The 13333-nt window shown below is 70.3% G+C and carries 10 protein-coding genes and 1 pseudogene; 5 read left to right on the top strand and 6 right to left on the bottom strand.

Annotated elements, in window-relative coordinates; all coding sequences use genetic code 11:
• The 5 genes and pseudogenes from D6860_RS24845 to D6860_RS24825 all read right to left on the bottom strand — a co-directional run.
• A pseudogene (locus tag D6860_RS24845) lies at positions 1-467 on the bottom strand (hypothetical protein); the annotation flags it as partial.
• A gap of 65 nt (positions 468-532) precedes the next feature.
• Positions 533-1843, bottom strand: coding sequence for a glycosyltransferase family A protein (locus D6860_RS24840; RefSeq protein ID WP_076625992.1), 1311 nt, complete (start codon positions 1841-1843; stop codon positions 533-535).
• Positions 1840-2889, bottom strand: a complete 1050-nt coding sequence (gene rfbB, locus D6860_RS24835) for a dTDP-glucose 4,6-dehydratase (RefSeq protein ID WP_076625993.1) — start codon at positions 2887-2889, stop codon at positions 1840-1842. Before rfbB ends, D6860_RS24840 begins: the two co-directional genes overlap by 4 nt.
• A gap of 4 nt (positions 2890-2893) precedes the next feature.
• Positions 2894-3460, bottom strand: a complete 567-nt coding sequence (rfbC, locus tag D6860_RS24830; RefSeq protein ID WP_076625994.1) for a dTDP-4-dehydrorhamnose 3,5-epimerase — start codon at positions 3458-3460, stop codon at positions 2894-2896.
• 105 nt (positions 3461-3565) lie between these two features.
• Entirely contained in the window at positions 3566-4579 is a 1014-nt protein-coding gene (locus D6860_RS24825) for a replication initiator protein A (RefSeq protein ID WP_229743329.1), read from the bottom strand.
• Between the two features lie 487 nt (positions 4580-5066).
• Here D6860_RS24825 and D6860_RS24820 point away from each other — a divergent pair, with 487 nt between their 5' ends.
• From D6860_RS24820 to D6860_RS24810, 3 genes are all read left to right on the top strand, one after another.
• Positions 5067-6458, top strand: a complete 1392-nt coding sequence (locus tag D6860_RS24820) for an AAA family ATPase (protein WP_076625995.1) — start codon at positions 5067-5069, stop codon at positions 6456-6458.
• A gap of 147 nt (positions 6459-6605) precedes the next feature.
• The gene (locus D6860_RS24815) at positions 6606-7607 is read left to right on the top strand and encodes a ParB/RepB/Spo0J family partition protein (protein ID WP_076625996.1); all 1002 of its coding nucleotides are present in this window, start codon (positions 6606-6608) and stop codon (positions 7605-7607) included.
• A 160-nt stretch (positions 7608-7767) separates the two neighbouring features.
• On the top strand, positions 7768-10347 hold the full coding sequence (locus D6860_RS24810) for a calcium-binding protein (protein ID WP_076625997.1): 2580 nt from the start codon (positions 7768-7770) through the stop codon (positions 10345-10347).
• Positions 10348-10462: 115 nt separating this feature from the next.
• Here D6860_RS24810 and D6860_RS24805 read toward each other — a convergent pair whose 3' ends face one another.
• Positions 10463-11251: an ABC transporter permease gene (locus D6860_RS24805; protein WP_076625998.1), complete on the bottom strand. Its 789-nt coding sequence runs from the start codon at positions 11249-11251 to the stop codon at positions 10463-10465.
• Between the two features lie 106 nt (positions 11252-11357).
• Here D6860_RS24805 and D6860_RS24800 point away from each other — a divergent pair, with 106 nt between their 5' ends.
• Together D6860_RS24800 and D6860_RS24795 are read left to right on the top strand one after the other, a co-directional pair.
• A complete protein-coding gene (locus tag D6860_RS24800) occupies positions 11358-12539 on the top strand; it encodes a KpsE/RkpR family capsule polysaccharide export protein (RefSeq protein ID WP_229743330.1) in 1182 nt (393 codons plus the stop codon).
• A complete protein-coding gene (locus D6860_RS24795; RefSeq protein ID WP_076625875.1) occupies positions 12536-13192 on the top strand; it encodes an ABC transporter ATP-binding protein in 657 nt (218 codons plus the stop codon). Before D6860_RS24800 ends, D6860_RS24795 begins: the two co-directional genes overlap by 4 nt.
• Positions 13193-13333: the final 141 nt, after the last annotated feature.

Raw genomic sequence — 13333 nt, 5'->3', positions numbered from 1 at the left:
CCGCCCTCGCGCAGGTGCCAGAGCGCCACCTCGGCGCCGGCGGTGGCGCGGACCACCGGGTCGGGCGCGGTGCGCGCCAGCCAGGCAAGCTCGTTGAGCGGCGGCACGGTGACGCCGAGCGTGGTCAGCCGGCCGGTCAGGATCTCGATGCGGCGCAGCGCCCGGCGACGGCCGGCGGCGGCATCGGGCGGAGCCGCCTGCAGCCCCTGCGGCTGGCCGTAGAGCACGTAGTGCAGCAGCGGGTTGAGATCGCTCTCGGCCGCCTCGGGGTTGTGCTCGAGATACCAGTCGGTGCGGAAGTTCGGCCCCGGGTCGCGGCCCATCTCGGCGCCGTAGCGGACGTAATGCGCCACCGGGTCCATGCCCGCGAGCTGCACGTCGGGGTAGCGCGTCAGGTACCAGGCGGTGTTCACCACGTCGGCGCGGCGCAGCAGCGCGATCTGCTCTTCGGCCGGGGTTTGGGGCATGGGGGTCTCCTCGTGAAACGTGATCGGCCTGCGGCCCTGCATCGAAGACCGGCGGCGGGGCGGTGTCAACGCGGCCCGTCGTCCGCGCCGCCGTCCTGTGGCCCGCCGCCGAACCTGGCCCGGATCCGCGCGAGGTTCGGCCCGAGCGGTTCGCGGGCGGTGATGTTGCCGAGCACCGGACCGGCGACCACGTGATGCGCGGTGACCAGCGGCACCGCCAGCGGCGGCAGCCCGTCGGTCAGACGCAGGATCAGCTCCCAGTCGACCAGCCGGGTGAGCCCGGTGTCGAAGCCGCCGAGACGCTCGGTCAGGCTGCGGTGATGCACGAAGCAGTTGAGGTCGATGTAGTTCTCGCGCACCAGCGCCGCCCGGTCCCAGCGCGCCCAGAGCAGGTCGCTCCAGCCGGCATCGAGGTTGTGGCGCGCGGTGGCGGTATAGACCGCCCCATGCTCGGGCGAGGCGGCGAGCGCCGAGCAGGCGACCAGCAGGTGGTCGGGCTCCCAGCTGTTGTCGCTGTCGAGATAGGCGACGAGCTCGCCCGTCGCCGCGGCGAGACCGGCGTTGCGCGCCGCCGCCACACCGGCGGGCGGCTGCACGACGAGCCGCAGCCGGCCCTCGTCGAGCGCCTCGGGGAAGCGGGCGCGCAGCATCTCGGGCGTGCCGTCGGTCGAGCCGTCGTCGACGACGATGACCTCATGCGGGGCGACCGACTGCAGCAGCGCCGAGGCGACGGCGCGCGGCAGGATGTGGGCGCGGTCGCGGGTGGGCAGCACGACGCTGACCCTGGGCGGGCGCCGGCCGACCTGCGCGAGCAGCGCCGCGCGCAGCTCGGGGGCGCATTCGAACAGGAAGCGCGGCCGTTGCCGGGCCAGCAGGTCGGGCAGCGTGGCCGGCGGGCCTCCGGCCTCGTCGAGCCCCGAGAGCGCCGTGTCGAGACCGCCGGGCCGGCGGCCCTCGGCGGCGCCGCTGGCCAGGTAGTGGGCGAGCCCCCCGACCCCGGCCTGCGCCACGTCCGGGTGACGGGCGAGGTAGTCGTCGGCATCGAAGAGCTGCGCGGCGGTCTCCTCGGGCAGCGCGCGCAACGCCTCGGCGTAGAGCGCCGAGAGCCCCCGCGCCTCGCCGGCGAGCCGCTGCGGCGGCGGCGCCTGGCGCAGGTGGCGCAGCATCGCCTGGCTCTTCTGCAGCGCGACGCGGTGGGCGAGGTCCTCCTCGGCGCGGCGCAGCAGGATCAGCCGCAGCACGTCGCCGAGCGCCTCCTGCCCCTCGGGCAGCGCCGCGAGCCCGGCCTCGATCCGCGCGGCGAGATCGCCGCCGTCGGGGGCGCGCAGCGCGGCGCCGAGCGGCGCGAGCGGGTCGTCATCGCGGCCTGAGGTCACGCCTTGACCCCGAGCCTCTCGCCCACGCCCTGCCGGTCCTGCAGCGCCCGCCACCAGGGCTCGTTGTCGAGATACCAGGCCACGGTCTTCTCGAGCCCCTCCTCGACGGTGACCGAGGGCCGCCAGCCCAGCTCCTCGCGGATTCGCGCGGGGTCGATGGCGTAGCGGGCATCGTGCCCGGGCCGGTCGGTGACAAAGGTGATCTGGTCGGCGTAGGAGCCGGCGTCCTTGGGGCGCATCCGGTCGAGGATGGCGCAGAGCGTCTTCACCAGCTCGAGGTTTGACCGCTCGTTCTCGCCGCCGATGTTGTAGCTGCGCCCGACCGTGCCCTTCTCGACCGCGAGCAACAGCGCGTCGGCGTGATCCTCGACGTAGAGCCAGTCGCGCACGTTCGAGCCGTCGCCGTAGATCGGCAGCGGCTTGCCGGCCAGCGCGTTGAGGATGATCACCGGGATCAGCTTCTCGGGGAAGTGGAAGGGCCCGTAGTTGTTCGAGCAGTTGGTCAGCACCACCGGCAGGCCATAGGTCTCGTGCCAGGCCCGCACCAAGTGATCCGAGCCGGCCTTGGAGGCGGAATAGGGCGAGCGCGGATCGTAGGGCGTGTCCTCGGTGAACTGCACCTCCGGATCGGCGGGCAGCGAGCCGAAGACCTCGTCGGTCGAGATGTGGTGGAAGCGGAAGCTCTCGGGGCGGCCCTTCTGCACCCAGTGGGCGCGGGCGGCTTCCAGCATCTGGAAGGTGCCCATGACGTTGGTCTCGATGAAGGTGCCGGGGCCGTCGATGGAGCGGTCGACGTGGGATTCCGCCGCCAGGTGCATCACCGCGTCGGGATCATGCGCGGCGAAGATCCGGTCGAGCGCCGCGCGGTCGCGGATGTCGGCCTGCTCGAAGGCGTAGCCCGGATCGTCCGCCACGCTCGCCACGTTGTCGAGGCAGGCGGCATAGGTCAGCGCGTCGAGGTTGACCACCTGGTGGCCCTTGGCGATGGCCCGGCGCACCACCGCCGAGCCGATGAAGCCGGCGCCGCCGGTCACGAGGATCTTCATGCGATCAGGCTCCCGCGTAGGTGAAGGGGCTGTCGAAGTCGGCAAGCAGCGGTGCCGCGGCATCCTTGTCGGACAGGACCGCCTCGCCCGCGAGCCCCCAGTCGATGCCGATGTCGGGATCGTCCCAGCGCACCGCGCCGTCGCACTCGGGCGCGTAGTAGTCGGTGCACTTGTAGCAGATCTCGGTGTCGGGCTCGCGGGTGACGAAGCCGTGCAGGAAGCCCGCCGGCACCAGCAGCTGGCGGCCGTTCTCGAAGCTCAGCTCCTCGCCGACCCACTGGCCGTAGGTCGGGCTGCCCTTGCGGATGTCGACGGCCACGTCGAAGAGCCGCCCCCGGCCGCAGCGCACCAGCTTGTCCTGGGCATGCGGCGGCGACTGGAAGTGCAGGCCGCGCACCGTGCCGACCTGCGCCGAGAGCGAGTGGTTGTCCTGGACGAAGTCGAAGTGCAGCCCGTGCTCGGCCATGCGCTTCGCGTTCCAGCTTTCGCTGAAGAAGCCGCGCGCGTCGCCGAAGCGGCGCGGGGTCAGGATCAGCACCCCGGGGAGGGCGGTGGGCTGGATGTCGAGCATGAAAAGAAACCCTTCGATACGATGCGTTGCGCCCAGTCCTACACGCGCCCGTGCGCGGCGGGAAGACCGGGTGCATGTCCGACCCGCCGCCCCGCAGGGGCTGGCTCAGCGCCGGGCCTTGAGCCAGCCGAGGAAGGCACGCCCCGGGTTCGACAGCCGCTTGCGGCCGCTGTCGGCCCACCAGGCGCGCCACTGCGCCTCGAGCGCGTAGACGTCCTCGCCGGGGGCAAGCGTGCGGGCCTCGTCGAGCACCTCGGGATCGAGCGGCGGGATCTGCACCGCCCCCCTGGGGTCGGCGCGGCGGCGGGTGATGCGGATGAGATCGCCCTCTTCTTCCGCGAGCAGGTAATCGGGCAGGCCGTTCTCCTCGATCATCCGGCGGACGGCGGCACGGAACACCCGCAGCGGCGCCGTCGAGCCCGCCTTCTTGTGCAGCGTCGGCAGGCCGACCCGCCACTCGGGCTGGCGGCCGCAGTGCTTGCGCGCCAGCTCGTAGACCCGCCGCTCGATCGGCTTGCGCAGCCGGAAGTAGTCGCGGTTGAGGGTGAGCACGGATTTCGCCAGCACCGCCTGGTAGATCCATTCCGAGAGGGTGACCACGACGCTGACCATCCGCCCCCCGCGCGAGCGGCGCACGATCTCCCAGCTCTCGATCAGGCCGAAGCCCGAGGTGGTCTCGTAGTCGCCGGCGGCGAGATTGGTGGTGATGCGGGTGCCGGCCAGCCGCTCGAAGGCCTCGCGCAGCCGGGCGTAGCTGTCGCCGCTGGTGTCGCGGTTGGTGGCGACCAGCAGGTCGTAGGCCTTGAGGTGCAGCACCCGGCCCACCGCGCGGCCGGCGTTGAGCGCCGCCATCAGCTGGCTGATGCAGTAGATCAGGATGTCCTTGTCGTGGATCGTGGCGCGGCCCTTCACGCTGGGCGTCACCTGCACCTCGGTGCCGTTGTGCTCGTAGGTGAGGATGCGCCGGTCGGGCCGGGTCGAGAGCGAGAAGAGCGGATGCTCCATGGTGCCCATGTCGTCCTTGGGCACGGCGTCGAAGACGTCGCAGACGAAGAAGTCGGCCGTGGGGTGGCGGTCGGGCAAGAGCCCTGGGGGATCCGTGATGGCCTTGCCGGTCACCTGCCTGCCTGTCCTTTCGGGGATGCCTCATGTGCCGCGCGGTTCGCGGCGGCGCCCCTGTCCTGCCCGTGTTCTTGTGTCCTTGGGGGCCCTGCTCCGGCCCCGCCCGCTTCGGGGTTTCAGTGACACCAGACTACGCGGCGGCGGGGCATGCGTCCAGCGGCGGCAACGTCGGATCGGAGTCGCCTGCTCGTGGGATCAGAGTCGCATCAACGTCGGATCAGAGTCGCCCTTGTCCTTGGCTGCGACCGGAAACATCGGAAAATCAAGGCTTTGCTCGAACCGCGTGGATCCCGTAACAATAAATATAACAAAATTCATAACAGCCGTTTTTTGCAGGCACCCCTCACGTGCCTTGCAAGCAGGTCACAGCCGGCGGAATATTTGCTCAGAAAATCATGGAGATGGTCAGCCATATCGCGTCTTTTCTTCCATGTGCCGCGTTTTTGCGTATTCTGATCGAAACCGCGCACATGGAGAGATCTCGATGAAGCCCGACCCACGGGGCAGCCTGCCGCCCTACTTCAACATCGACCCCGATGCCGCGCTCGCCGCGCTGGGGCATCCCACCACCACCGAGGGCTTCGAGGCCATCGCCCGGGCCTGTGCCGCCGGCCGCGGCGACCTCGCCTCGCGCGGGCTCGAGGAGGGCGCGGGCCGGGCGCTCCGGCTGTTCTCGACCTGGGAGATCACCCGCTACCTGATCCCCGTGGCGCCTGCCCATTTCCGCCGCGTGCTGAAGCAGCATCCCGACCTGCCGCAGGGCCGGTCCGAGACCGACGGCGGTGCCAAGTGGTTCACCCTCGACGAGGTGCTGCGGCTGCGCGCGCATTTCGGGGCCGAGGGATCGAAGGCCAAGGAGTACCTGCCCTACCGGCCCAAGGGCCAGCCCGCCAAGATGGTCGCCGTGGCCAACTTCAAGGGCGGCGTCGGCAAGACCTCGACCGCGGCGCACCTGGCGATGTCGGCAGCGCTCGACGGCTACAAGGTGCTGGTGGTCGACCTCGACAGCCAGGGCTCGATGACCTCGATCTTCGGCGGCAGGGTGCAAGACGAATGGCAGACGGTCTTCCCGCTGCTCGCCCGCCATTACGCGCAGTACCAGCGCATCGAGAACCAGCGCCGGCTCGACCGGGGCGACGCGCCGCAGCCGCTCGACGAGACGCTGACCGAGGCGCTCGACGTCAAGGCGCAGGATCTCGTGCAGACCACCCACTGGCCGAACATCGACCTGATCGGCGCGCAGCTGAACCTCTACTGGGCCGAGTTCCAGATCCCGGTCTGGCGGATGCAGGGACGCGGCTGGAAGCTCTGGGACGCGCTCACCGAGGTGTTCGAAGCGGACGGGATCCTCGACACCTACGACATCGTGCTGCTCGATACCCCGCCGGCGCTCGGTTACCTGACGATCAACGGGCTGGCGGCGGCGGACATCCTGCTGGTGCCGCTCGGGGCGTCCTTCCTCGAGTTCGACAGCACGGGGCGGTTCTTCGACATGCTGCATTCCACCTTCGCCAGCATCGAGGAGGCCGAGAACATGGCCGCCCGGGCGCTCGGGCGCGAGGGGCTGGCGTTCCAGTGGGACGCGGTGCGCGCGGTGATCACCCGCTACGACGGCGCCCAGCAGGCGGAGCTCGCGGCGCTGATGCAGGCCTACATGGGTGACGTGCTGAGTCCGCACCGGCAGGGCTTCACCGCGCTCATTGGGCAAGCCGGAGAGCAGGTGCGCGGCATCTACGAGGCCGATTACCGCGACTTCAACCGCGAGACCTATGCCCGCGGCCGCGAGACCTTCGATGCCACCTACGCGGCGATGAAATCGCTGCTGATCGGGGCGTGGCGGCGCGACGAGCTGGCCGCCCGCGAGGCGGCGGAATGAGACGGTCCGACATCTGCAGAGAGCCTGTGCGCGAATTTTTTGACCATTCGGTAAAATGTTTCGCGTGCGAAACATCTCCCCCCTGCCCTGTCCCGGCCCGGGCTTCTGACCCGGCCCCGGTGACCCGCTTCAAAGGAGACTGAGCCCATGGCGAAACGCAAACGCCTGACCCCGCTGGGCCCGATGGGGGCCCCTACCCCCACCTCGGCCCCGGCCGGCTCCGAGCCGCAGGCCGATTCCGCCCGCAGCGTGGCGCCAATCGCCGATATGGCCGGCGCCGCCTCGGCCCGCGCGGCGCTCGACGAGGTCACCGAGACCCTGTCGCGGGCCCGCGCCGAGGGTCGCATGGTGCTGCACCTGCCGCACGACGCCATCCAGATCGACTACCTCGTGCGCGACCGCATCGCGGTGGACGACGAGGAGATGACCGCGCTGGTCGAGAGCCTGCGCGCCCGCGGCCAGCAGGCGCCGATCGAGGTCGCCGACCTCGGGGATGGACGCTACGGGCTGATCTCGGGCTGGCGCCGCTGCCGGGCGCTGCGGCAGCTCCACGAAGAGACCGGCGACGACCGCTTTGCCTCGGTGCTGGCGCTGGTGCGGCGTCCCGACCAGGCCTCGGACGCCTATCTCGCCATGGTCGAGGAAAACGAGATCCGGGTGGGGCTCAGCTACTACGAGCGCGCCCGGATCGTCGCGAAAGCCGTGGCGCAGGGGGTGTTCGACACTGAGAAACAGGCGCTGCAGCGGCTGTTCCACACCGCCTCGCGGCCGAAGCGGTCGAAGATCGGCTCGTTCCTGGCGATCGTGCATGCGCTCGACGGGGCATTGCGCTTCCCCGAGACGGTGAGCGAGCGGCTCGGGCTGTCGCTGTCGCGGGCGCTCGAGGACGACCCAAGCCTTGCGCCGCAGCTGCGCGGGCGGCTGGCCGAGGCCGCCCCGAAAGAGCCGCAGGCCGAGCAGGAGATCCTTGCCGCCGCGCTCGAGCCCCCTGCCCCGGCGCGCCCCGAGGCGGAGCCGGCCCCCGCCCCGGACGAGCCGCGCCCCGGCGTGCGCGTGAGCACCGGCAAGGATGGCCGGCTCGTGCTGCAGGGCCCCGGCGTCGACGAGGCGCTGAAGGCCCGCCTGCTGGCCTGGCTGGCCGAAGGCTGAGCCGCCGTAGGGTGGGCAGTGTTGCCCACCCTGCCCCACTCCGAAGCCTTTGCGGAAAATCCGCCGCAACCGCCCCGCTTCGGCCCGAATGTTCCTCCCCTCTCCGCCGTGCTTCCCTGTCACTCCCCTCGCGGGGGCGGCTTTCGGGAGAGCACGGGCAATGCCGGAGCTCGCGTTTCAGACTCTGCTGTCGGGGACAGGATACGATCTGCCGGTGACCTCCGGCGAGATGCTGCACTTGGGCGACCAGATCCTTCTGATGAACTACCAGAGCGGGGAGCGGCTGAGCCTGCCGTTCGGTACGAACGACGTCACGCGCGCGGCCATGGCGCCGCAGGCGCGGGTCGCGGTCAGCGTGACCGGGCAGGCCGGCAGTCTCGACAGCGTGCTGATCGAGGCGCTCTCGGAGCTTGCCACCGGGGACAGCACCCGCGCCGTGGCAAGCTATCTCGGTCTTACCCCGGTTGCCGCCGACGCGGTGCTGCTGCTGCCGGTGGAGACCGCAGCAGGCCCCCTGCTCTACGCTGCCCTGCCCGGCGGCGCGGGGCTGTCGATCCTGCGCATCGAGGCGGACGGCAGCCTCGGCCATCTCGGGCAGCTCGGTGACAGCGACGGCCGCTACGGCGCGGGGATCTCCTGCATGGCGCGGATCACGCTTGGCGGCAGCCAGTATCTTGTCACCGGCTCGGCGCTCGAGGACGGGATCTACGTCTACCGCATCGGGGCCAGAGGCGGGCTCACGGCGGTGGACACGGTGGGCGTGGAGCAGATGCTGCCGGTGCAGGGCGTCACCGCGCTGCAGGCGGTGACGCTGAACGGGCAGGGCTTCCTGATCGTGGGCGCCGCCGGGTCGTCGAGCCTCACGGTGCTGGCCATCGGCAGCGACGGCAGCCTCACCGTCGCCGATCACGTGGTCGACGGGCTCGATACACGCTTTGCCGGCATCACCCGGCTCGAGGCGGTGGAGGCCGGCGGTTCGATCTACCTGCTGGCCTCGGGGAGCGACGGCGGCATCAGCCTGCTGACCCTCACGCCCGACGGGCATCTCGTGCATCTCGACGCGCTGGCCGACGGCACCGACAGCGCGCTTGCCGGCATCACCGCGCTGACCGCACGGGTCACCGGTGAGGCGATCGAGATCCTCGCGGCCTCGGGCAGCGAGGGCGGGCTGAGCCGCATCAGGGTCGATCTTGAAGACCTGGGGCAGGGCGCGGGGCTCGGTGCGGTGACCGGCGGCGCGGGCGAGGACATCCTCGTCGACGGCGCCGGGCAACAGACCCTGACCGGGGGCGGCGGCGCCGATCTCTTCGTGCTCGCGGCCGATGGTGCCCTAGACGTGATCGCCGATTTCGACCCGAACACGGACCGGCTCGACCTGTCGCAATGGGCGTTTCTCTACACAACCGGGCAGATCGCCTACGAGGTCCGCCCCGACGGCGGCCGGCTGGTCTACGGCGACGAGACGCTGGTGCTGCACACCGCCGATGGCAGCCCGCTCACGGCCGAGGACTTCGCCGCGCTGAGCGTGGTGAGCGGGTTGGCGCATTACGAGGTCACGCTGGGCACCGCCGCGCCGCCACCGCCCGCCGAGGACCCCTCGGGCGGGGCCTGGGCCGGCGGCAGCGGCGACGACGTGGTGATGGGCAGCATGGGGGACGACACGCTGTCGGGCGGCGCGGGCAACGACACGCTGCGCGGCTTCGACGGCAACGATGTCTTCGACGGCGGCGCCGGGCATGACATCGCGAGCTACGCCGACGCGACCCGCGCCGTGGTGCTCGACATGGTGGCGCCGGGCGACAACGCGGGCGCGGCGCAGGGCGACAGCTTCTCGGGGATCGAGGGCGTGACGGGCTCGACCATGGCCGACCGGCTGGCGGGCAGCGCCGCCGCCAACAGCCTCGACGGCGGGCGCGGCAACGACTTCCTCGACGGGCGTGGCGGCGATGACACCATCCTCGGCGGGCAGGGCAACGACTCGCTGCTGGGCCGGGACGGGAACGACAGCCTCGACGGCGGCGACAACCACGACAACATCGCCGCAGGCGCGGGCAACGACACCGCGCATGGCGGGCCCGGCAATGACTCCATGGGCGGCGGCGAGGGCAACGACAGTCTCTACGGCGACGCGGGCAACGACGTGATCGGCGCCGGCACCGGCGACGACCTGATCGAGGCCGGCGACAACCACGATGTCGCCTCGGGCGGCTACGGCGCCGACATCGTGCGCGGGGGCCTTGGCGATGACACGCTGGCGGGCAGCTACGGCGATGACACCGTCGACGGCGGCGCGGGCGACGACAGCCTCGGCGGCGGGCTCGGACGCGACGCGATCTGGGGCAGGGCAGGCGACGACGTGATCGGCGCGGGCGGCGGCGCCGACCTTGTCTGGGGCGGCGATGGGTTCGACTTCCTCGCCGGAGCGGCGGGGCAGGACGCGCTCGACGGCGGCATGGGCAACGACACGCTGAACGGCGGCGCCGATGCCGACACGCTGACCGGGGGCGACGGCGCCGATGTCTTCGTCTTCGGTTCGGGCGACGCCGGCGGGCTCGACCGCATCACCGACTTCCTGCCGGGCGAGGACCGGGTGCTGATCCGCGACGGTCCGGGCGGCTTCTCGGGCTTCACCCTGACCGAGGGCGACGGCTTCGTCGAGCTGACCGCGCCGGGCTTCGCCATCCGCTTCGAGGGCCTCGCGGCGGGCGACCTGCACGCCTCGGATTTCCTCTTCGTCTGAGGGGCGGGCGGCCCGGGGCAGGGCAGGGGGGGGTAGGGCCAAGAGATCGGCCCCCGTTCCGCCGGAACAGGGGCTGTTTCGCGGCGAACCGGCGGCCTGCGGAGGGGCCGCCGGATCAGGTGTTGATGATGGTCTTGTAGTGCTTGCGCAGCATCACCAGCCCGAAGGCGAAGGTGACGAGGGCGATCCCGAAGACATAGGCCGGCGAGACGTAATCGCCGTTGTAGAAGCTGTAGATGCCCTTGCGGGTCTGGCCGATGATATGCACCAGCGGGTTGTACCAGAGCACGCTCTTGAAGGGCTCGGGGATGTCGTCGAAGATGAAGAAGATGCAGGAGATCAGCAGCAGCGGCCGGTTCAGGATCGCCCAGGCCCGCTCCCACGTCGGGTAGAGCGACAGCAGGAAGCAGTTCATCGTGCCGATCCCCACCGACAGGGCGATGGCCATGCTCAGCGCCAACACCAGCGCCGGGATGTCCAGCATCACCCGCACGTCGTAGAGCACCAGGATCCCGCCCAGCACCAGGCAGAAGATCAGGATCTGCGTCAGCCCGTTGATCAGCAGCCGGGCCAGAAGCGCGTCGATGAAGGTCACCGCCGGGTAGAACAGCAGCGCCTTCGAGAAGCGGATCGTGACCGAGATCTTCTGGCTGAGGTCGATGTACATCAGGAAGGGCAGCAGGCCCGAGGCGTAGAACAGCGGGAAGTTGGTTCCCAGCGACGGCGACCGGAAGGCCATCGAGAAGGCCAACGTCAGCAGCAGGATCCCGCCGACGGGCTCGAGGATCGCCCAAAGGTAGCCGCCGATCGCGCGGCCGTGGGTGGTGCCCATCTCGCGCAGGACAAGGGCCGCGATGGTGCGGACGGCGCGAAGTTCTCGGGGGGATTGCGGTGCGTGGGCCATGGTGCTCCTGGGTGCCTCTGGGAACTGGTTTTCCCTCGGGGTTCCTGCTAAGCCGAAGGGCAATTGCGATCTCACGATTAGCACTCCGACGCAGAAGAGTTCCAGATTGAAAGAGCAGACCCCTCCCCCCGCGCAACCCGCTGCCCAGGGGGCCCTGCGTCCCCAGCGCTCCGGCTCCGCGCCGCTGCGCCGCCGCCACTACGGCTTGCTGCTGTCCTTCCTGCTGATCGTCGTCGCGCCGCTCGCCGCGACGATGTGGTATCTGAATACCATGGCCCTCGACCAGTACGCCTCGCGCACCGGCTTTTCGGTGCGCAAGGAAGAGATGGGCTCGGCGGTCGAGTTCCTCGGCGGGATCTCCGACCTCTCGGGATCGAGCTCGTCGGACACCGACATCCTCTACGAGTTCATCCAGAGCCAGCAGATGGTGCGCGCGGTCAATGACCAGCTCGACCTCGTCTCGATCTATCAGCGCGAGGGCGACCCGGTCTTCACGCTTCAGGCCTCTCCCTCGATCGAGGATCTCGTCGCCTACTGGAACCGCATGGTGCAGGTCTCCTACGACAGCGCCAGCAAGCTGCTCGAGGTGCAGGTGCGGGCCTTCACCGCCGAGGACGCGCATGCGATCTCGGTGGCGATCTTCGACGCCAGCAGCAACATGATCAACCAGCTCTCGGCCATCGCCCGCGAGGATGCCACCGCCTACGCCCGCGAAGAGCTCGACAGCGCCATCGCGCAGCTCAAGGAGGCGCGTCGCGCGATGACCAGCTTCCGCTCACGGACCCAGATCGTCGACCCGCAGGCCGACGTGCAGGGCCGCATGGGGCTGGTGAACACGCTGCAGGGTCAGCTGGCCGAGGCGCTGATCGAGCTCGACCTGCTGCGCCAGGGCGCGACCTCGGAGGACGACCCGCGCGTGGTGCAGGCCCGCAAGCGGGTCGAGGTGATCCGCGATCGCATCGCCGACGAGCGCGCGCGCTTCGGCGAGGGCGGCGGCGGCACCTCCGAACTCGAGGACTACTCGCGGCTGGTCTCCGAGTTCGAGGACCTCGCGGTCGACGTGAAATTCGCCGAGGAAAGCTATGTCTCGGCGCGCGGCGCCTACGACGCGTCGGTGGCCGAGGCGCAGCGCAAGTCGCGCTACCTCGCGAGCTACGTCGAGCCGACCATGCCCGAGACCCCGGAATACCCCGAGCGCGGCGTGCTGTCGTTGCTCGTGGGGCTGGGGCTGTTCCTGACCTGGGCCGTCGGCGCGATGGTCTTCTACGCGCTGCGCGACCGGAAATGATCCGGCTCGAGAACCTCACGAAAGTCTATCGTCTCGGGGGCCAGACCAAGGTGGTCGCCGACAACGTCACGGCCGAGTTTCCCACCGGCAGCACGGTGGCGATCCTCGGTCGCAACGGGGCGGGGAAATCGAGCCTGCTGCGGATGATCGCGGGGTCGATGTCGCCGGATTCCGGCCGGGTCGTCTCGGATGGGTCGATCTCCTGGCCGGTGGGCTTCGCCGGCAGTTTCCATCCCGACATGACCGGCGCGCAGAACACCCGGTTCATCGCCCGGGTCTACGGCGTCGATACCGACGAGCTCTGTGCCTACGTCGAGACCTTCGCCGAGCTCGGCGGTCATTTCCACCTGCCGGTGCGCAGCTACTCCTCGGGGATGCGGGCGCGGCTGGCCTTCGGCGTCTCCATGGGCATCCGCTTTGACACCTACCTGATCGACGAGATCACCGCCGTCGGCGACGCCGGCTTCCGGCGCAAGAGCGAGGCGCTGTTCCGCGACCGCATGGACGATTGCAGCGCCATCATGGTGACCCACGCGCTGGGGCAGGTCGAGCGGCTGTGCGACTACGTGACGGTGCTGAACGAGGGCCGGCTCGTCTGGTTCGAGGACGTGGCCGAGGGCATCCGCTTCCACCAGGAGCTGATGCGCGACTAGCGCGCCCGCAGCGAAACCTCTCCGCCTTTCCGGCAGTCTCTCCGACATGCGAAGGGCCCGCCGTTTTGGCGGGCCCCTGCTCGTTGCGTTGCACCGGCGTTCGGCGGTGTCAGCTGAAGATGAAGTCAGCCGAGGAGAAGT

It is taken from the genome of Salipiger sp. D13 (assembly GCF_003703915.1).
GTDB lineage: Bacteria > Pseudomonadota > Alphaproteobacteria > Rhodobacterales > Rhodobacteraceae > Salipiger > Salipiger profundus.
The sequence above is the reverse complement of the archived record's forward strand: the minus strand, read 5'-3'. Positions and strand labels throughout refer to the sequence as shown.

What these genes read in the sequence shown, in the direction of transcription:
- D6860_RS24805 (WP_076625998.1), bottom strand. Translation starts at nt 11,251, where the DNA reads ATGGCCCACGCACCGCAATCCCCCCGAGAACTTCGCGCCGTCCGCACC.
- D6860_RS24820 (WP_076625995.1), top strand. Translation starts at nt 5,067, where the DNA reads ATGAAGCCCGACCCACGGGGCAGCCTGCCGCCCTACTTCAACATCGAC.
- rfbB (WP_076625993.1), bottom strand. Translation starts at nt 2,889, where the DNA reads ATGAAGATCCTCGTGACCGGCGGCGCCGGCTTCATCGGCTCGGCGGTG.
- D6860_RS24815 (WP_076625996.1), top strand. Translation starts at nt 6,606, where the DNA reads ATGGCGAAACGCAAACGCCTGACCCCGCTGGGCCCGATGGGGGCCCCT.
- rfbC (WP_076625994.1), bottom strand. Translation starts at nt 3,460, where the DNA reads ATGCTCGACATCCAGCCCACCGCCCTCCCCGGGGTGCTGATCCTGACC.
- D6860_RS24795 (WP_076625875.1), top strand. Translation starts at nt 12,536, where the DNA reads ATGATCCGGCTCGAGAACCTCACGAAAGTCTATCGTCTCGGGGGCCAG.
- D6860_RS24810 (WP_076625997.1), top strand. Translation starts at nt 7,768, where the DNA reads ATGCCGGAGCTCGCGTTTCAGACTCTGCTGTCGGGGACAGGATACGAT.